The 19,980-nt window shown below is 40.4% G+C and carries 18 protein-coding genes and 1 riboswitch; of the genes, 10 read left to right on the plus strand and 8 right to left on the minus strand.

Annotated elements, in window-relative coordinates; all coding sequences use genetic code 11:
• Window positions 1-230: 230 nt before the first annotated feature.
• From infA to aat, 3 genes are all read right to left on the minus strand, one after another.
• Window positions 231-449, minus strand: a complete 219-nt coding sequence (gene infA / locus VSA01S_RS05095; RefSeq protein ID WP_001040192.1) for a translation initiation factor IF-1 — start codon at window positions 447-449, stop codon at window positions 231-233.
• 79 nt (window positions 450-528) lie between these two features.
• On the minus strand, window positions 529-1,230 hold the full coding sequence (locus VSA01S_RS05100) for an arginyltransferase (RefSeq protein ID WP_039980771.1): 702 nt from the start codon (window positions 1,228-1,230) through the stop codon (window positions 529-531).
• On the minus strand, window positions 1,227-1,937 hold the full coding sequence (aat, locus tag VSA01S_RS05105) for a leucyl/phenylalanyl-tRNA--protein transferase (protein WP_039980769.1): 711 nt from the start codon (window positions 1,935-1,937) through the stop codon (window positions 1,227-1,229). Before aat ends, VSA01S_RS05100 begins: the two co-directional genes overlap by 4 nt.
• A 41-nt stretch (window positions 1,938-1,978) precedes the next feature.
• Here aat and VSA01S_RS05110 point away from each other — a divergent pair, with 41 nt between their 5' ends.
• A complete protein-coding gene (locus VSA01S_RS05110; protein ID WP_039980767.1) occupies window positions 1,979-2,455 on the plus strand; it encodes an outer membrane lipoprotein in 477 nt (158 codons plus the stop codon).
• A 208-nt stretch (window positions 2,456-2,663) separates the two neighbouring features.
• Window positions 2,664-3,944, plus strand: a complete 1,281-nt coding sequence (aroA, locus tag VSA01S_RS05115) for a 3-phosphoshikimate 1-carboxyvinyltransferase (RefSeq protein ID WP_039980766.1) — start codon at window positions 2,664-2,666, stop codon at window positions 3,942-3,944.
• Between the two features lie 117 nt (window positions 3,945-4,061).
• Here aroA and VSA01S_RS05120 read toward each other — a convergent pair whose 3' ends face one another.
• Entirely contained in the window at window positions 4,062-4,310 is a 249-nt protein-coding gene (locus tag VSA01S_RS05120; protein WP_039980764.1) for a DUF2498 family protein, read from the minus strand.
• A 424-nt stretch (window positions 4,311-4,734) separates the two neighbouring features.
• Between VSA01S_RS05120 and topA the strand changes: the two genes are divergently transcribed.
• From topA to VSA01S_RS05140, 4 genes are all read left to right on the plus strand, one after another.
• Window positions 4,735-7,365, plus strand: coding sequence for a type I DNA topoisomerase (topA, locus tag VSA01S_RS05125; protein ID WP_039980762.1), 2,631 nt, complete (start codon window positions 4,735-4,737; stop codon window positions 7,363-7,365).
• A gap of 643 nt (window positions 7,366-8,008) precedes the next feature.
• Window positions 8,009-9,226 (plus strand): glucose-1-phosphate adenylyltransferase, encoded by a 1,218-nt coding sequence (gene glgC, locus VSA01S_RS05130; RefSeq protein WP_039980760.1) that lies wholly within the window; start codon window positions 8,009-8,011, stop codon window positions 9,224-9,226.
• Window positions 9,216-10,682: a glycogen synthase GlgA gene (glgA, locus tag VSA01S_RS05135; protein ID WP_039980758.1), complete on the plus strand. Its 1,467-nt coding sequence runs from the start codon at window positions 9,216-9,218 to the stop codon at window positions 10,680-10,682. Before glgC ends, glgA begins: the two co-directional genes overlap by 11 nt.
• A gap of 223 nt (window positions 10,683-10,905) precedes the next feature.
• On the plus strand, window positions 10,906-11,721 hold the full coding sequence (locus VSA01S_RS05140) for an alpha/beta fold hydrolase (RefSeq protein ID WP_039980757.1): 816 nt from the start codon (window positions 10,906-10,908) through the stop codon (window positions 11,719-11,721).
• 99 nt (window positions 11,722-11,820) lie between these two features.
• Here VSA01S_RS05140 and VSA01S_RS05145 read toward each other — a convergent pair whose 3' ends face one another.
• From VSA01S_RS05145 to torD, 3 genes are all read right to left on the minus strand, one after another.
• Window positions 11,821-12,414: a TfoX/Sxy family DNA transformation protein gene (locus VSA01S_RS05145; RefSeq protein ID WP_039980755.1), complete on the minus strand. Its 594-nt coding sequence runs from the start codon at window positions 12,412-12,414 to the stop codon at window positions 11,821-11,823.
• A 111-nt stretch (window positions 12,415-12,525) separates the two neighbouring features.
• Window positions 12,526-12,618, minus strand: a riboswitch (cyclic di-GMP riboswitch).
• 373 nt (window positions 12,619-12,991) lie between these two features.
• On the minus strand, window positions 12,992-14,002 hold the full coding sequence (gene purR / locus VSA01S_RS05150) for an HTH-type transcriptional repressor PurR (protein WP_039980752.1): 1,011 nt from the start codon (window positions 14,000-14,002) through the stop codon (window positions 12,992-12,994).
• Between the two features lie 428 nt (window positions 14,003-14,430).
• Window positions 14,431-15,078: a molecular chaperone TorD gene (gene torD, locus VSA01S_RS05155; protein ID WP_039980749.1), complete on the minus strand. Its 648-nt coding sequence runs from the start codon at window positions 15,076-15,078 to the stop codon at window positions 14,431-14,433.
• A gap of 373 nt (window positions 15,079-15,451) precedes the next feature.
• On the opposite strand from torD, the gene torR reads away from it, so the two are divergent.
• Entirely contained in the window at window positions 15,452-16,165 is a 714-nt protein-coding gene (gene torR, locus VSA01S_RS05160; RefSeq protein WP_039980747.1) for a two-component system response regulator TorR, read from the plus strand.
• A 99-nt stretch (window positions 16,166-16,264) separates the two neighbouring features.
• Here torR and elyC read toward each other — a convergent pair whose 3' ends face one another.
• Complete coding sequence (elyC, locus tag VSA01S_RS05165) at window positions 16,265-17,038, minus strand: envelope biogenesis factor ElyC (protein WP_039980799.1); 774 nt, start codon at window positions 17,036-17,038, stop codon at window positions 16,265-16,267.
• Between the two features lie 114 nt (window positions 17,039-17,152).
• Between elyC and cmoM the strand changes: the two genes are divergently transcribed.
• From cmoM to mukE, 3 genes are read left to right on the plus strand one after another with little or no spacing between them, the layout of a single operon-like run.
• The gene (gene cmoM, locus VSA01S_RS05170) at window positions 17,153-17,950 is read left to right on the plus strand and encodes a tRNA uridine 5-oxyacetic acid(34) methyltransferase CmoM (RefSeq protein ID WP_039980745.1); all 798 of its coding nucleotides are present in this window, start codon (window positions 17,153-17,155) and stop codon (window positions 17,948-17,950) included.
• On the plus strand, window positions 17,947-19,284 hold the full coding sequence (gene mukF / locus VSA01S_RS05175) for a chromosome partition protein MukF (protein WP_039980743.1): 1,338 nt from the start codon (window positions 17,947-17,949) through the stop codon (window positions 19,282-19,284). The genes cmoM and mukF overlap by 4 nt, the downstream gene beginning before the upstream one ends.
• Entirely contained in the window at window positions 19,265-19,978 is a 714-nt protein-coding gene (mukE, locus tag VSA01S_RS05180; RefSeq protein WP_039980741.1) for a chromosome partition protein MukE, read from the plus strand. The genes mukF and mukE overlap by 20 nt, the downstream gene beginning before the upstream one ends.
• The last annotated feature ends 2 nt before the right edge of the window (window positions 19,979-19,980 follow it).

The following is a 19,980-nucleotide window of genomic DNA, read 5'->3' on the forward strand; positions in this document are numbered from 1 at the left end:
TAAAATCGAAATGCCCTATAGATAAAAACACGAGGTTAACCTCGTGTTTTATTTTAAAAGCTTCTTAGCTTTGAATTCTGACTTATCAAATGAGCTGTCATTTATGACACCTAAGTTTTTTTACTGAATGCTGTTTTTACTTAAAGAATGAGTAGATACTTATCCACCGGACAGATAATAAAAAACGGAGCCAAGAGCTCCGTTTTTTATTTGCATCCGAAAATCTAAGATTAACGAGCGCGGAAGACGATGCGTCCTTTAGATAGGTCGTATGGTGTCATCTCTACAGTTACCTTATCGCCGGTAAGGATACGGATGTAGTTTTTGCGCATCTTGCCAGAGATATGTGCAGTCACAACGTGACCATTTTCAAGTTCAACACGGAACATAGTGTTTGGTAGAGTGTCAAGCACAGTGCCTTGCATCTCAATTACGTCTTCTTTAGCCATTTAATCCTCTTTAGAAATTAGGCGTATTAGCGAGCTAAATGTGCCGCTAAACAGTAATTATGTAAAGTTGTAGCGTATTCTACCCTTGCCAACGCTGATTTACTAGCTTTTGGTGTCTTTGAAAGCGAGTTTTATAGCTCATAGCTGGACATTCATCAATTTGATAGCCTAAATAAAGCCAATGTTTATTGCTTTTTTGACAGTATTCAATCTGATAAAGAACTGCTAAGGTCCCAAGAGAAAGTGTATCATCGGGGTCAAAGAAAGTATAAAACGAGCTGGCACAATGTGACATAATGTCTGTAATCGCAATCGCAAGCAATTGATCATCATCACCGTAAATGTGCATAAACTTAGTGGTTAACCAAGAGGTAGCAGCAAAACGCGAAAATTCATCATCTCTAGGTGGATACATCGTTCCTTTTTTATGGCGCTGGCAAATATAACGGCTATAAAGCTCAAACCAGTTGTCATCAAGGTGATCTTTTATTTCCCAGCGTAAATTTCTTGCCCTATTGAGTAAGCGTTTTTGACTTTTGGATGGAATAAAATCCTGAATAGCAACACGAATTGGTTGGCAAGCAGTACAGTGATCGCATTGAGGTCTATAGATGGTATCTCCACTGCGCCTGAAACCATTAGCCATGAGTACCTGATAGTTCTGTTCTGTATGTAGTTCTTCGTCGAGGGCAACTGCAACTTTTTCTTGGCGTTCGGGTAAATAGCTGCATGGATGGTTAGTCGTCAGTCCAATACGAATGTGCTGGAGGTCTGTACTCATAATTTCGTCCCTCGCAAAACTTGTGGTTGAAAAGTACCCAAAGCGGAGTTGTTATTTCTTAAAGATAGTAGTTTTTCCATAAATTGGTCACGCTCGATCTCAATAGCTCCTAGGGATGAGAGATGTGGGTTTATTACTTGACAATCAATTAATTGAACTTGGTGTGAGGCGAAGTGTTCACACAAATACCACAGTGCGACTTTAGAAGCATTGTCTTTAAGGCTAAACATGGATTCTCCGCAAAAGACTTGACCAATACTGATGCCATATAAGCCACCAATGAGCATATCTTCTTTCCACACTTCAACTGAGTGACAATGACCTTGTTCTGCTAGGGCCATATAAGATATTTGCATGTCTTCATTTAACCAAGTTTCTTCTGCTGGACGTGTCGCAGCGCATTGCTTGATGACTTGTTGTGTAGCGTAGTTTAAAGTGACTTGATATTGATGTTTACGCTGATATTTCTTTAAACTTTTAGCCGGTTTAAAAGTATTAGGCTCGAAGACAGCACGTGGTGAAGGGCTCCACCAAAGAATAGGTTCATCAGCCCCATACCAAGGAAATATACCTTGTTGGTAGCCACTTATGATTCGTTTCGGACTGAGATCACCTCCGAAGGCCAGCAAGCCATTCGGGTCTTTTAATGCTGTATATGGGGATGGAAAAATGTGTGAGTCTCCGAGTTCCGGTAAACAAATAGCCATAAAGAAATTTTACCAACATAGAAGGTTCATAGGAGCCAATAATGACCAAAACAATTTTAGCTTTAAAGCGTTACTTGTGGATAATACTGTTTTTGCCCTTTATCGCCAATGCAACTTACGAAAGAAATGTCGCTAAACCAGTTAATAGTGTTATCTACGGGAAAGTTGACTCTGTCCGATACATTACCAAGAAAGAAATCCAGCAATCTCAAGGAAGTGGTTGGCAGACATTACTAGGGGCGACAATTGGAGGTTTAGTTGGGCATCAGTTCGGCGGTGGGACAGGTAAACAAGTCGCAACGGCCATTGGAGCATTAGCAGGAGCCGCGATAGCCAGAAATCAAAGTCAATATGGGTATACGGTTGAGTGTAAGCTAGTGGAATTGCTGATTAAAGTGGATAGTGGAAAGCTGATCAATGTCATTCAAGATGTTGATAATACAATGTTGTTTACCCAAGGGGATAATGTTCGAATTTTATATTTTGATGATGGTGTTCGAGTAGATATCGTTTATTAAATGACAGAATTTAGATTTGTACTGGTTTTGTATTGTGTTTTTCGTTAGTCTGATTTCACGAACAATTATTTCGCTCTTAGTATACGGCCTGCGTTCGATTCATCATTTTGAATCACAACACTGATCAAGTGGTATCAATAATGCCGCGGTCTTCAGACATACGATTGACTTAAAACATACAATGAGCAAAAAGGATGATTAAGTTTTAATGGAAAGCCTAACCTTACAGCCGATCAATAAAATTCAAGGGGAAGTTAACCTTCCTGGTTCTAAAAGTGTTTCTAACCGCGCTTTGTTACTTGCAGCGTTAGCAAAAGGTTCAACGCGTTTAACCAACTTACTTGATAGTGATGATATTCGTCATATGTTGAATGCGTTATCAAAACTGGGTGTGAGTTATCAATTATCAGAAGATAAAACAGAGTGTATCGTCGAAGGTTTAGGTCGACCATTCTCAGTTTCTGAAAAGGTTGAACTGTTTCTTGGCAATGCAGGTACTGCGATGCGACCATTGGCTGCGGCACTATGTCTTGGTCAAGGGGAATATGTTTTGACGGGTGAGCCTCGTATGAAGGAGCGTCCAATTGGCCACCTTGTGAGCGCATTACAAGCCGCTGGTGCAGACATTGAGTATTTAGAAAATGAGCACTACCCACCGTTAAAAATTACTGGAACAGGTTTAAAGGCTGGAACGGTATCGATCGATGGCTCTATCTCAAGTCAATTTTTAACCGCATTTCTCATGTCAGCACCTTTAGCTGATGGTGAAATACGAATTAAAATAGAAGGTGAGCTGGTTTCTAAGCCATATATTGATATTACGCTAAATATCATGCAGCAATTTGGGGTTGAAGTATTGAATAACAACTACCAAGAGTTTGTTATTGCCGCAGGCCAATCCTATGTTTCTCCGGGGGATTTTCTTGTTGAAGGCGATGCTTCTTCTGCTTCTTATTTCCTAGCAGCTGCCGCAATTAAGGGCGGTGAAGTAAAGGTGACAGGAATCGGAAAAAATAGCATTCAAGGTGATATTCAATTTGCTGATGCTCTCGAAAAAATGGGCGCAGAAATTGAGTGGGGTGAAGATTACGTGATTGCCCGTGTCGGTGAGTTGAAAGGGATCGATATGGACTACAATCACATCCCTGATGCTGCGATGACGATCGCAACGACGGCACTATTTGCTGAAGGAACAACCGTGATTCGAAATGTCTACAATTGGCGAGTAAAAGAGACAGACCGTTTATCGGCTATGGCCACAGAATTACGTAAAGTAGGGGCAGAGGTCGAAGAGGGCAATGATTATTTGATCGTTAAGCCAGTTGAGCAGTTAAAGCATGCTGCGATTGATACTTATGATGATCATCGTATGGCGATGTGCTTTTCATTGGTAGCGTTGAGTAATACACCTGTAACAATTAATGATCCTGGCTGTACCTCAAAAACTTTCCCTGACTATTTCACTCGTTTAGCTTCCTTAAGTCTTTAATTACTATACCCTAGTGCTCAAACACTAGGGTTTTACTACTTTTGAGCTTGAGATACTGTTTTGAAGCGAAGTGTCACTTTCATGCTCCGCCTTCATATCTAAATGGGTGCTTGAATGTTATTTTGTAAGAGTGAATTGCTTTGATAGTTGGTGAGCTAGGTATTTAAATAGATTAAATACTATAGGTGTTTGGGTGGTTGGTAGGCCGCGTTCATCTAAAAAGTAATCGCCTTTGAAGATCAGTATCTCATCTTTTTCTTCTACAGTTGTTGCACGGATACCTTCGATATAGTCTTCATGTTCCTGTAAAAGCTGGTTTGCAATTAAGAGTAGATTGAATTCTTCGATGTATTCTTTATGGAGCATAATTTCCTCTTCAACTGATGACTTAAAGGCAGTATGGCTCATACCCAGTGATTTGAGGCATGTAATCATTTGAGTATTTAGAATAGAGTTTGATATGAAAATCGAAGATTGTACACCTTTTGTCTTAAATCTTTCACATAGTACCGTCGTTATATTTTGTGATGAAAGGCAAATATTGATGTTTTTGACTAGCGAGTGAAAATAATGATTGCGTAGTATTAAGCGGTAAAGTCATAAATCTTAACGTTGATATAAGGTATTGGAGCGATGAATTGTCAACCAGTTGGATCCGATTTTAAAAAAAGCAGTTGATCTTCTTCTCATCTCGCACAATAGTAAAAAAAGAAGCAATGTATTAGAACACTATGCGGTTAGCTCTATGTTGAGCGGCTAAGCATTAATAGTAAGGACGTTAGAGTCAGTTATGGGTAAATCACTCGTTATCGTGGAATCTCCAGCCAAGGCAAAGACGATAAATAAGTACCTTGGTAAAGACTTTATTGTAAAGTCTAGTGTTGGTCATGTTCGTGATCTTCCTACTGCCGGTCAAAGCACAGGTGAAAAGAAATCTGCTGCCATTTCGACAAAAGGCATGTCACCTGAAGAGAAGGCAAGAGTCAAGAAAGAAAAAGATCGCAAAGCATTGATCAAGAAAATGGGGATCAACCCATACGACGATTGGACGGCCAATTATCAGATTCTTCCGGGTAAAGAGAAAGTTGTAAACGAACTGCAAAAATTAGCTCAAGACGCTGATTTTGTTTATCTCGCAACCGATTTGGACCGCGAAGGAGAAGCGATTGCATGGCACCTACGCGAGATCATTGGCGGTGACGAAGAACGTTATAAACGAGTTGTTTTTAACGAAATTACTAAAAATGCTATCCAGCAAGCTTTCCAAACGCCAGGTGAGTTAAATATGGATGGTGTTAATGCTCAGCAAGCTCGTCGCTTTATGGACCGTGTTGTGGGCTTTATGGTCTCTCCATTATTGTGGAAAAAAGTTGCTCGAGGGTTATCCGCTGGCCGAGTACAGTCTGTTGCCGTTAAGCTTTTAGTTGAGAGAGAGCGTGAAATTAATGCATTCATCCCAGAAGAGTTCTGGGATATTCATGCGAATACTCACACCAAAGATAACACTCCGTTCAAGCTACTTGTGGCGCAAAAAGACGGTGTGGCTTTTAAACCGGTTAACGAAACGGAAACCCAATCAGCAATGGCTGTATTGGAAAAAGCCAGTTACGAAGTATGTAAGCGTGAAGACCGCCCAACGAAAAGTAAACCATCAGCACCTTACATTACATCGACTCTTCAACAAGCTGCGAGTACTCGCTTAGGCTACGGCGTTAAGAAAACCATGATGTTGGCTCAGCGTCTGTATGAGGCGGGTTACATTACCTATATGCGTACTGACTCTACAAACCTAAGTGCTGAAGCTGTTGATGCAGTTCGTAGTTACATTGACAGTGAGTTTGGTAATAAATACCTACCTACGAGTCCAATTACCTACGGTAGTAAAGAAGGCGCACAAGAGGCTCACGAGGCGATTCGCCCTTCTAGCGTTGAGGTGCTAGCAAGTGATCTACAAGGCGTTGATGCTGATGCCCATAAACTTTACTCGCTGATTTGGAATCAATTTGTTGCTTGTCAAATGACACCTGCAGAATATGACTCAACGACCATCAGCGTTAAAGCAAATGCATATACGTTGAAAGCGAAAGGTAGAATTCTGAAATTTGATGGTTGGACACGTGTACAGCGCCCAATGGGTAAGAACGAAGACACGATACTACCGTCGGTTCAAGTGGGTGAGATGCTCGATTTGGCAGGCTTAGAGCCAAAGCAGCACTTTACCAAGCCACCTGCACGATTTACGGAAGCTGCCCTCGTTAAAGAGCTGGAAAAACGTGGTATTGGCCGTCCTTCTACCTATGCATCCATTATTTCCACTATCCAGGATCGTGGTTATGTAAAAGTGGACCAACGTCGTTTCTATGCGGAAAAAATGGGTGAAATAGTATCAGATCGTCTTGATGACAGCTTCAATGACCTGATGAACTATGACTTTACTGCACGTATGGAACAGAAACTAGACCAGATTGCTGAAGGTGAAGTGAACTGGAAGTCGGTTTTAGACAACTTTTTCACCGACTTCACAGGTGACTTAGAAAAAGCGGAACAGGATGAAGCTGAAGGCGGTATGAAGCTGAATCATATCGTAATGACAGACATTGAGTGTCCGACATGCCAACGCCCTATGGGGATTCGCACCGCGTCTACAGGCGTATTCCTTGGCTGTTCTGGTTATGCATTGCCTCCTAAAGAGCGTTGTAAAACAACCATTAACTTAGGTGATGAAGAAGGCATCATCAATGTTCTCGAAGAAGACGTAGAAACTGCTGCGCTTCGTGCTAAGAAACGTTGCCCAATTTGTGAAACGGCAATGGACCCTTACCTGATTGATGACAAGCGTAAAATGCACGTTTGTGGTAACAACCCAAACTGTGAAGGCTACTTGGTTGAGTTTGGTGAGTTTAAAGTCAAAGGGTATGACGGGCCTGTTGTTGAATGCGATAAATGCGGCTCAGATATGGTGCTTAAGAACGGCCGATTTGGTAAGTATATGGATTGTACGAGTGAAACGTGTAAGAACACGCGTAAGATTCTGAAAAATGGTGAGGTTGCGCCACCTAAAGAAGACCCTGTTCATTTCCCGGAGCTTCCATGTGAGAACTCTGATGCCTACTTTGTCTTACGTGATGGTGCTTCAGGTTTATTTATGGCGGCAAGTAACTTCCCTAAATCAAGAGAAACACGAGCTCCGCTTGTGGCTGAATTAGCGCAATACGAAGAACGTTTACCAGAGAAGTTTAAGTACCTGGCTACCGCACCTAGTGCAGACCCAGATGGTCGGCCAACTGTTGTTCGCTTTAGTCGTAAGACGAAAGAAAATTATGTACGTACTGAAGAGAATGGAAAACCAAGTGGTTGGACTGCTTTGTACGTTGATGGTCGTTGGGAAGTGACTGATAAACGTAAAAAAGTGAAATCATAACTTTAAATAATTTAATGATGATTCTAATCGAGCGATCTTATCTGACTCGATTAGAATCAAAAATGAAAGCCTACATTATTGTTGATGTGCCAAACTGAGTTGTCGTAAGGCTCATGATGAGTCGCACTGTTATCCTTATGAACTTTAGGAAGTGGCATTTTGAGCAAAAAATGCTTTTGCGCTCGAAAAATGAAGTTCAAAAATTCTTTCGACCAATATCATTTTTCCTTATCTGATATTCATCAAGATATCATACTTTTATCCAACCTCATCACAAATCTAAAACTCTGTAGAGAAAGAGTTTGTAAAATGTTTTCAATATGTTGACCTACATCTTCCGATTATGTGACCAATATACCGTATTGAGTAAGCAACAACTGTATTCGTGACAGAACGCCATATTTTAAATTGTAATTTAGTTCTAGTTCTATAACTTAGTAGCCAGAGAGTGCAACTGTATGCCTTTGCTTGAAATCAGAGTATAGCTGATGAGAGTAGGAACATGCTGAGCAATGGTTTTATTACTGTGAAGGTTCAGAGAAACCTATCGGTGAATACTTATTAACGGATTCGCTTGAAATAACCACTAAAACGTTATCAAGCGTAATACAATTTCAAGCTATAAGCATATGGAGAATAACGAATGGCTGGTGTTTTGGGAATGATTCTTGCTGGTGGCGAAGGATCTCGTTTAAGGCCTTTAACAGAATCTCGCAGTAAACCTTCGGTGCCTTTCGGAGGAAGTTACCGACTTATTGATTTTGCACTTAATAACTTTGTCAATGCAGATCTAATGCGTATTTATGTATTGACTCAGTTTAAGTCTCAATCACTCTTCCACCACCTTAAAAAGGGATGGAATATCAATGGTATTACTGACCGTTTCATTGACCCAATACCCGCACAAATGCGAACTGGTAAACGATGGTATGAAGGGACAGCTGATGCTATTTACCAAAACCTACGTTTTATGGAATTAGCAGAACCTGAGCAAGTATGTATTTTTGGTTCTGATCATATTTACAAGATGGATATTCAACAGATGTTGTCTTTCCACAAAGATAAGGAAGCTTCCCTCACGGTTTCTGCCTTACGCATGCCTTTGTCGGAAGCCTCTCAGTTTGGAGTTATAGAAGTGGATGTTGAAGGGCGTATGATTGGTTTTGAAGAAAAGCCCGTTAATCCTAAGTCTATTCCTGATGATCCAGAATATGCGCTTGTTTCTATGGGAAACTATATCTTCGAAGCACCAGTACTATTTGCCGAGTTGATAGAGGATGCAGATAATGAAGCTTCTTCTCACGACTTTGGTAAAGATATTATTCCAAAAATGTTTCCTCGTGGCGATGTGTTTGTTTATGACTTTAGTACTAACTTTATTACTGGAGAGAGAGAGGAAGTTTACTGGCGTGATGTAGGTACTATTGATGCTTATTGGCAAGCGCATATGGACTTACTTGAAAAAGATGCACCGTTCTCCTTATATAATCGTAAATGGCCGTTGCACACGTATTATCCACCATTACCACCAGCAACCTTTACTGACTCTGATAATGGTCGAGTTCAAATTATCGATAGTTTAGTATGCAATGGAAGTTATGTTCGAGGCTCGCGTATTGAGAAGTCCGTTCTTGGATTCCGCAGTAACATTGCGTCAACCTGTGACATCAGCGAAAGTATTCTTCTAGGTGATGTTAAAGTAGGTGAAGGTTGTGTCCTTCGTCGAGTTATTATTGATAAGAATGCAGATATTGCACCGGGAACTCAAATCGGTGTCAATCTTCATGACGACAAAAAGCATTATCATGTTTCCGAAGAAGGCATTGTAGTAATTCCAAAAGGAGCGCGTGTTGGATACTAACCCTCTTTCGGTGTTATTCGTTGCATCAGAAGTTGAAGGGCTAATCAAAAGTGGTGGCTTAGCTGACGTTGCCAAAGCTCTACCTGAAGCGCTTCAACATATGCAGCATGATGCGAGAATTTGCATGCCAGCTTATACTGGTATTTCCAATCTTTCTGCAGCCGAAATGGTGCTGGAAACAACCTTAGATAGCTGGCCGCATACCGCTTATCAGGTTTTTATGTTGCACCTTGGCGATAACCCAGTTTACTTAATTGCCTGCTCGTCGTACTTTGATCGTCCTTCAATGTATGCGGAAAATAATCAGGCATATACGGATAATGGTGAACGGTTTGCCTTTTTTAGTGCGGCTTGTTTAGATATGTTGCCAAAATTGGGTTTCCAACCGAATATTATTCACGCCAATGACTGGCATACCGGATTGGTCCCATTCTTGCTGAAAAAACGTTATGCTGATAGTCATTTCTTTGCTAATACGCGCAGTATTTTGTCGATACACAATGCAGTCTTTAAAGGCGTCTTTAGCTATGATGATGTGCAATGCCTTCCAGAATTTCATAATCGTAATGTTCCACTGGCGGCAATAAGTACTAGCCATATTGCGATGTTAAAAGCGGGAGTGATGACAGCAGACAAGATCAATGCGGTTAGCCCAACATATGCTTCGGAACTGACAACAGAGCTTGGCAGTCACGGTATGGCTTGGGAGTTTCAGCGGCGTTCAGATGATCTAGTGGGTATCCTCAATGGTTGCGATTACAGTAGTTGGAGCCCCGAAAATGACAAGTATTTACCAGTCTATTATGCAGCCGATTATGACAGTATGATGGAAGGAAAACGTATTTGTAAGGCTGCTTTGCAAACTAAGCTGAATATGAACGTAGCCGATTGTGCGATGTTTGGTATGGTCTGTCGTTTAACACAGCAAAAAGGTCTCCAATACTTGCTGCCTGTGCTGAGAGAATTCCTAAAGCATGATGTTCAATTAGTCATTGTAGGAACAGGTGAAGCCACTTTAGCGGAGCAATTAAAGGCCATTGCAACTGAATATAAGAGCAAGTTTGTGTTTGTCGAAGCTTATGACAATGAATTGGCGCATTTAGTCGAAGCAGGGTCGGATTTCTTTCTTATGCCTTCTGAATTTGAACCTTGTGGTTTGAACCAGATTTATAGTATGGCCTATGGTTGTCTCCCTATTGTCCGAGGTGTTGGTGGTTTAAAAGACACAGTCAATGACTATGATGCGGACCCAGCATTGGCAACAGGTTTTGTATTTGCAGAGCCTACTTCGCAAGCGTTATTACTTGTTATGCTAAGAGCACTACTGCTGTACAGTCAAAATAAAGAAGAAGTGACCCGTGTTCAGCTTTATGCGATGCAGCAAAGGTTCAATTGGGATTGTGCTGCAAAAGAGTATGTACAGCTGTATAAAGCGGCTTTACTCAAGCCTGCTTGATGACAATTGATCAGGGCTTGTTGTTGTTCACAAGGCACCTCATTGGCTGCCTTGTGAATTTTTGGACATATATCCAGTCATCTCAAGATGTTATGTTCAGCGAGCTCGCTCTGAACCAGACATCTTTTGGTCATTAGGTTGTGTATGTATTAACTAAGGTATGTGTTAAGATATACCTTATGCTATACAAATATCATACTGCCCACTTTTTGAACAATAAGCGATGACTCAACCAATTCTCTTTCATAAAACGTATTTGCACTCAACCAGTCGTGAGTGGGTGGTATTTGTGCATGGGGCTGGTGGCAGTTCATCAATATGGTTTAAGCAAATTAAAGCATATAAGCAACATTTTAATTTGTTGTTGATTGACTTAAGAGGTCATGGTCAATCAAACCAGCTACTTAAAGAGTTAATCACCAACCGCTACACTTTTTCTGATGTGACTAAAGATATTGTTCATGTATTGGATCACCTCAAAATTCAATCAGCACATTTTGTTGGGATGTCTTTAGGGACTATTATTGTCAGAAACTTGGCTGAATTGGCTTCTGAGCGTGTCCGCTCAATGGTATTGGGTGGAGCGGTCACACGATTAAATACGCGTTCACAACTGCTTGTGCATATGGGTAACTTAGTCAAACACATCATGCCCTATATGTGGTTATACAAGCTGTTTGCTTATATTGTCATGCCTCAAAAAAACCAGAAAGAATCAAGGCATTTATTTGTTCGTGAGGCGAAAAAGCTGTGTCAAAAAGAGTTCAAACGTTGGTTTATTTTAGCTGCTGATGTTAACCCTCTGATGAAATATTTTAAAGAAAGAGAGCTGCCAATACCGACCTTATATCTAATGGGCGAACAAGATTATATGTTCATTAAACCGGTTAAAGAAATGGTTGCGGTACACAAACTTAGTACTCTATATGAAATTCCTAATTGTGGTCATGTCTGTAATGTTGAACGAGCAGAAGACTTTAATCACCTCTCTATTGAATTTATTCAGCAACAAAATAGAACCAATCTATTGTGTATTTAATTTCGCTATTTCCAAACTTAGATAAAGACCATTGGGAATACTCTTAACAAATAAAAACGCGGTTTGATGAGACCGCGTTTGTTGTTTTTTTGGCGATATTCAAAGCATAAGCGAATTCATGAGTTCGTTTCTTCTTGAATGGGGAATGACACTCCAATGTGTTCCATTTATTGCCCCTTCAAGAGCCCACAAAAGCTCTAAACTGACTTTAGATGAATGCGTGTCCTGAATGGCTTTATAAGCATTCAATGCGCCTTCTTCTGCAAGTTGCTCTACCGAATCGATGCCCGCTTTTTTTAACATTCTCTCTGTTGCTAAACGCAAATTAGGAAGGTCTTTCAAGCGGTTTGGTTTAGTTATTGCTTGCTGTTGTTTCTCTTTTTGAGCCGTCGCTAAAGATTGACCGGCCACTTCAAGTAAACGTTGGGGGGATTCCCAAAGCTGATTAGAAATTGCATAATATTTCGTAACAACAGGAAAGCCACGTTTTTTGTAGACGTAAGGTTTGAGTCCTTGAGTTTCGAAGTGTGATGAAGCTTGTTGGTCTGCTCTTATATGAAGCTGATTGTTGACAATGAGTGCAAACATTGTTTCATCAGCAAACAGTCCAAAACCACCAAACATTGAACGTGACTTGATCTTGCCAAGTACTTCAAATAGCTTCATTGAATCTTTGAGTATCGGTTTGTCCATGATCTGTTATCTCGGTGTAATTAGTATTACGCCACCAAAAGTCAGGTCCGAGAGTTAAGCAATTACAAGCATGCAAGCTTATAAAAGGTATTCGATTGCAGCCTGCTTGCCATCGGTAACCCCGCTACCTTCCACTTGAAAAATCAGTGCTTAAGGCCGGAAGCTTTGCGTCCTATTCTTTCAAATAGTTTGCCCTGTGCGTGACAATCTTGAGGATACTTTGTATCTTGAATTAACATCACATTGTAAATAAAAAAATGTGATACTGCTTCAGCTAATATACTCGTTTGTATAAAAACTGATGCATATTGATGGTTGGCTTTGGCTCTATTGACTAATATAAAATCTGTATTGAAATTTTCAAGAAAACTGATGATAACATTGGTTTTAGTTATAATTATCATTTTAAAGGGAGGACATATTAACAATTCAATTGTTGCATTGATAATGCTTTCTAAAGATTTTAAGAAAGCATATTCAAGCAGAATTGTTAGTATAATGTGATCGGTTTTGGTGTTTGATGTAAGTGAATAGTCGAGGCAGTTTGGAACATTACTGCCTCGGCAATAGTCAGTAATTATTTTGATTTTAAATTCTTTACCGTGCTTCGTATTATTATTTCCGGCTGCATTTCGAATATGCGCTTTTCATGCTCTTTATCCTTGATACGTTCTAGAAGGATTTCAAAGGCGTTTTTGCCTACTCGGCGTTTGGGTTGGTGAATGGTCGTTAGGGGTGGAGAAAAGTATTCCGCCAATTCAATATTGTCATAACCAATAATGGAAATGTCATCAGGTATTTTAAAGCCATTTTGTTGAAGGCGACTCATTAAGCCTAATGCCATAGTGTCATTGAAGCAGAAAACAGCCGTTGGTCGGTTCTTCATTGCTGTAATTTTATCCGCAGCTAAAACAGCGGTATCACATTCGAAGTTACCTTCAATCATCCATTCGCTGTTTACTGCTAGGTTAGCTTCCACCATGGCACGGTTGAATCCTGCAATGCGCTCTTTACAAGCCGCTTTATCAAAGTGACCACTTAGACAGGCAATATCAGTATGACCATTATCGATAAGGAATTTTGTCGCTATATAGCCACCTTCCTCTGAGTTATCTATTATTTTATCAGCTTGCGAGCTTTCTGGGCCCCAATCCATAACCACTTTTGGGATGTCAGGGTGACGATCGAGCATTTCTTTTAGCTCTTCGGTCAAATCAGAACACATGACTAAAATCCCATCAACACGCTTTTCAGCAAGCATACGGATATAGTCGCGTTGCTTTTCATAGATGCCACCAGTATTACAAAGAATCAAAGTGTATCCTTGGCGGTAGCAATAACTTTCAACACCGTCAATGACTTCTGAGAAAAACAGGTTGGTTGATTGAGTGACAAGCATACCAATAGTACGTGTAGTGTTACATTTCAAACTACGAGCTACCGCACTTGGTGCATAATTGAGAGACTCAACGGCTTTCATCACTTTCTCTTGGGTTGCTTCTGCAACGAACCGTGTTTTATTGATTACATGAGAAACAGTGGTAGTAGAAACGCCGGCTAAACGAGCTACGTCTTTGATTGTGGCCATAAATGAAATCCTGTATCGGGCTATCCATCTTCGAAAAACGTTCTAGCGATAAGCAATAATAGTCGTTGGCTATCTAAACCACAGAAAAGCAATGGGGCTACTCCCTTTCGTCTGTGTGTTTAGCGCTCGGTCTAGGATTGAGTTGAACTATCTATTGGTAACTAATTATCTATTTGTTTTATAAAGAATAAAATTCGTTAGACGAATGGATAAAAACAAAACCGCTTATAAGTAGCGGTTTACTTATACTTAATCGATTGCGCTCACATTTTAGACGTGTGTCAGTGCACTGGCAATATTTTCAGCGATGAATTTGCATGGATTAAGTCATAATTTAATCTGCTTAACGTGATTTTGCTATCAAGTTAACGGTGAATGAGTGAACAAATAGGAGCTTAAATGAATAAGCTCCATAAAACTACCACTAATTATTCACCAATAAGGTAGGTGCTGTCTAGTTTACAAAATGAAATGAGTAATTGAGAAATGCTGCTATAGAAGCCAAATTCATCAAACTTTTGACATTTAGCATCAAACTGCGGCAACCAACTTAATAAATGTTGTTGAATAAAGTCATTTTGATCTGAAAATGCTTGTTCTATTTTCTGTTCGCATGTTTCTTCATTGGTGCGGATTATCATATTGCCGAGAAAATCAAGCTCAATGGCAAGATGGTCAGCTGGCTCTTTTAAGTTTTTATCGACTTCAACGCCGAAATCAGCCATCAGTTTTTCGATATTTTCTGCAGGTTTATCATTAAGCAAACCGGACTCACCGATATACATTGAAGCATAAGGGAGTGCACCATACTTCTCTGTTTTTAGAAACAGATCGCAAAAGTCAGCAGCTAGTTCAAGTTGGGCATCTTCGCGTTCTTGTAGACGGTTAAGTGCATCAACAACGAGAGAAATTGATGGCTTGAGTGATTCGTTACTACCAAGTCCAGTTAAGAAGCTTCGTATTTCGACACCATGATAAGTATCAAGTTCTTTTTGAGTGAGCTCTTTGGCGAAAAGGCTTGAAAACCACCAGTAGATTTCTGCACGTTTTTCATTGAAAGCTTGGATGTCTTGCATTTTATTACTCCTTAATGATCCCGGGTAAATTGTATACCTAATTTTCTTTGAAGTTCTATATTCAGAATCAAGGTTAAGTGCAGATAAATAAGATATATCCAAATGCTGACAAAATGTCCAAATAATAATAAATGTTATGTTTATTGAGGGATAGGTTAAGAAAGTGTTCAGGTAAATAATGAAAATATGTACCTTGGCTTTTAAATGATAAATCAGGAGAATGTTTTATATTCAACACTTTGAGTTGAATTTTGGATGTAACTGATGCCAATAGGATCGTGATTTTTTATACTTTAAGTGATTTATGACTAGAAGTGTTACGGAATATGAATAGAATAGACATTTGAAAATAATAAAAACAGAAGTGGTGTACATGAACTATCACGTATTAGTCGTAGAAGATGATGTTGTAACTCGCAGCAAATTAACGGGTTATTTCCAAAATGAAGGCTACAAGGTGAGTGAAGCAGCGAGTGGTGCAGAAATGCGCGAAGTGCTTCAAGGGGGGGGCGTTGACCTGATAATGTTAGACATTAATTTGCCTGGTGAAGATGGTCTTATGTTGACTAGGGAATTACGCAGTCAATCTGACATTGGTATTGTATTGGTAACAGGACGAACTGATAGTATTGATAAGATTGTTGGCCTTGAAATGGGGGCTGATGATTACGTTACAAAACCAGTTGAACTTAGGGAGCTTTTGGTTCGAGTTAAAAACTTATTATGGCGTATCTCTGCTGCTCGTGGTGGATCACAAAAATCTGCTATGGAAACTAATGATGTTCACGTTGTTCGCTTTGGTGAATGGACCTTTGATATTCAGCGCCGTGCGTTAAGTCGTAATGGGGAGCCTGTTAAACTCACAAAAGCTGAGTATGAGTTGCTTGTTGCTTTGTCTTCACATCCTAATCAAGTGCTGAGTCGAGATCAAATTTTGAACATGATCAGTCATCGAGTGGATGCTCCTAATGATCGTACTATTGATGTATTAATCAGGCGTATGAGAGCAAAAATGGAGTTTGATCCTAAGAATCCACAGATTTTTGTGACAGTTCATGGTGAAGGTTATATGTTTGCCGGGGATTAAATGTTGTCTTTAAGATGATATTTACATAAGGAGAGCCTTTGCTCTCCTTTTTTGGAAATCTTGCTTAAAAATTAGATTTCTGTGTTGCTGTTCTGGTAATTAATGTTCAGTGTAGCCGATCTTCTTTAGTAAATACTGCCAAAAAGCACCAAGGGATTCATGCCAGTAGAGTTCCGTTTGTTCTAAATAATGCGATCTTGGCGCATATTTTTGCCAAGGTTGGTCAATCTCTTTTATCGCCAAAAAATTAGTTGGTGCAGGTATCGGTGTAATCCCAGCGGCATTAAACTCAGAAATAGCACGTTTCATGTGGCTTGCAGAAGTGACTAGAACGACCTTTTTTTGATTAACAAATGCAGCAGACTGGCGAGCTTCTTCCCAAGTATCTTTAGCATCTTCTAGTAATATGATATCAGATTTTGAAACGCCGAGAGCGAGAGCCACATTGGCCATCATTCTCGCATGACTAACTTTAGAGCCGCCCGCATAACCAGAGAGAATCAGCTTGGCTCCAGGGTACATTCGTAAGATTCGAATCCCTTCAGCAAGACGCATTAATGCTGTTCGGCTTAGCTGCGATGTGGGAGGGAGTTCATCATCCACCACATGGCCATTACCTAACACCATCACGTAATCTACGGTCGATTGTGTGGGTAAAAAAGCCTTATACTCGCGCTCCATCGGCATAAGTAACTTACTTGATATGGGTTGGAATGCAGCGAGAAAAATACCAGAAAGAGAAAAAAGGATAATGAAGCACCCAGTTTTACGTTTGGTGGTAAAACTGACCAGAATCAGTCCCAATAACCCAATAATGAGCAGCGCGGGTAAGGGCATCAGTAGTGTAGATATTACTTTTTTCAGCTCAAACATACATAAATAGTCCGAAAAAACATCAATTGATAATAAAAATAAGGGTGACACTCTTTATTCCTGCCTTCCTTGTGCCAGAATAGCAAGATAATCCGTTATCATAACCTAGTAAAAGTGACTGAAGACCGCAATTTCGACGATATCGCCCACAAATTTGCAAAAAATATTTACGGCTCCGATAAAGGAGAGCTTAGAAAAATTATTGTATGGGAAGACTTCCAGAGAATTCTAAATGAATTGGAGGCTCACCAGCAACCCTTAAAAATACTTGATGCGGGTGGTGGTTTGGCTCAGTTGTCGCAAAAGCTTGCCGCTCTCGGGCATGAAGTGAGCTTGTGTGATTTGTCTTCAGAAATGTTGCAGCTAGCAAAGCAGGATATAGATAAAAACGGTTTACTGGAACAATATCGGTTTATTCATGCTCCGATTCAATCTATCGATAAACATCTATCAACACCCGTTGATTTAGTCATGTTTCATGCGGTTATGGAGTGGCTCGTTGATCCAAAAGACGCACTTGAAAAACTGCTGACTAAAGTAAAAGCAGGGGGTGTTGTTTCAGTTATGTTTTATAACTATCACGGTTTGGTTTACAAAAATGTGGTTTGTGGCAATATTCCACATGTATTAAACGGTATGCCTCACCGGAAACGATTTAAATTACAGCCTCAACAAGGCTTAAAGCCAGAAGATGTCTATCAATGGATAGAAAACGCGGGTTTTACTATTTGTGGTAAGTCCGGTATTCGCTCATTCAGTGATTACATCGGTAATCAGCAGTATATGGGTGACTATGAGTTTGAGGATGTGTTGGCACTAGAAAAACAACTTTGCCGACAAGAACCCTATCTCTCATTAGGCCGTTACATACATGTTTGGGCCAAGAAAAATGATAAACAGGAATCACAATGAGTGAGATAACTCTTAATGCGGCCGATCAACCGATTGATGAATTGGTGGGTTGGGTAAAGCAGAATGACTTCTCGTTGAACCTGACTACAGAACGTTTGGCGTTTTTGATTGCTATCGCTGTACTGAGTAACGAAAGGTTCGATGAAGAATTGGGAGAAGGTGAACTACATGACGCATTTGCCATCGTGACTCGCCTTTTTGAAGCCACTGGAGAAGCGTCGGCTTTCCGTGCAAACAATGCTATTAATGAGATGGTCAAACAACGTTTGATCAGCCGCTTTGTCAGTGAAATGACAGATGGTGTGAGTATATATCGTTTATCTCCCTTAGCGATCGGCATTACCGACTACTACGTTCGCCACCGTGAGTTTTCTAAATTACGCCTTTCTATTCAGCTTTCTATGGTTGCTGATGAGATGGCGAAAGCGATTGAAGCGGCTCAAAAAGGCGGAACACCAGGACATTGGAAGAAGAATGTTTATGGCGTTTTAAAGTACTCTGTTGGTGAAATCTTTGATCAAATAGATCTTAACCAACGAGTGATGGATGAACAGCAGCAGTCCGTAAAACAGCAAATCGCAGACCTACTAAATAAAGACTGGCGCGAGGCAATCAATAACTGTGAAGCGCTGCTTTCAGAAACATCAAGTACACTTCGTGAGCTGCAAGACACCTTGCAAGCAGCCAGTGATGAATTACAAACACAACTTTTGGATGTTCAGGGCATTGTGTATGGTGATCCTGAGCTAGAATTTATTGAAGAAGCATTGTTTGGCTTACAGATGAAACTCGATCGAATTACCAGTTGGGGCCAACAAGCGATTGATCTCTGGATCGGATACGATCGTCACGTGCATAAATTCATTCGTACTGCGATTGATATGGATAAAAATCGTGCCTTCAGTGCTCGTTTACGCCAATCCATGACGGATTACTTCGATATGCCTTGGTTCCTCACCTATGCCAATGCCGAAAAACTCTCTGACCTTCGTGATGAGGCGCTTATTCTCCGTAACGATGAAGTCACGGGACAAGTTCCAATGGAAGTGGAGTATGAAGAATTTCAAAAAGTGAATGATGAGCTCTCCGAAACAATTGGTGAGATGTTGAAAGCACATAAAGAGCAAAATACGCCGCTCGACTTAAGTGCGGTGCTAAAAGATTACCTTTCACAGCATCCGCATACTCATCATTTTGATTTAGCCCGTATTGTTGTTGATCAAGCGGTCCGTCTTGGTTACTCGGAATCCGACTATCAGGCTATTCAACCAAACTGGAAAGCCATTAATGAATTTGGTGCAAAGGTACAAGCAAATGTCATCGACAGATACTAATGAATATATGCCAGATAATCTGGTTAAAGCCATAGCAAACCCTTTATTTCCTGCGCTGGACAGTATGCTTCGTGCTGGTCGACATATCTCTTCTGAGGATCTCGATAATTACGCTTTGTTGTCAGATTTTGAAATAGAACTTTCGTCATTTTATCAGCGCTACAACACTGAGTTAGTTAAAGCCCCTGAAGGGTTTTTCTACCTTCGACCTCGCTCAACCTCACTGATTGGACGAAGTGTTCTGTCTGAGTTAGATATGTTGGTTGGTAAAGTGTTGTGTTTTTTATATCTCAGCCCTGAGCGCCTTGCTCATGAAGGGATTTTTACTAATCAAGAGCTGTATGAAGAACTGCTGGCTTTGGCTGATGAAAACAAACTGATGCGACTGGTCACCAACCGTGCAACAGGTTCGGATCTTGATAAAGAAAAGCTGTTTGAAAAAGTGCGAACGTCTCTACGTCGCCTGCGTCGATTAGGCATGATTATCAATATTGGTGAAACCAGTAAATTTAGCATCAGTGAATCGGTCTTCCGTTTTGGTGCTGATGTTCGATCGGGTGATGATATGAGAGAGGCACAATTACGCTTGATTCGCGATGGTGAAGCAGTCGTTCATACGAAAGAGCCGAGCCAAGGCAGTTTATTGACTGAAGATGACCAAGCTGAAGAGCACACAAATGAGGGTGAAGTATGAGC

This window comes from Vibrio sagamiensis NBRC 104589 (assembly GCF_007990935.1).
Lineage (GTDB): Bacteria > Pseudomonadota > Gammaproteobacteria > Enterobacterales > Vibrionaceae > Vibrio > Vibrio sagamiensis.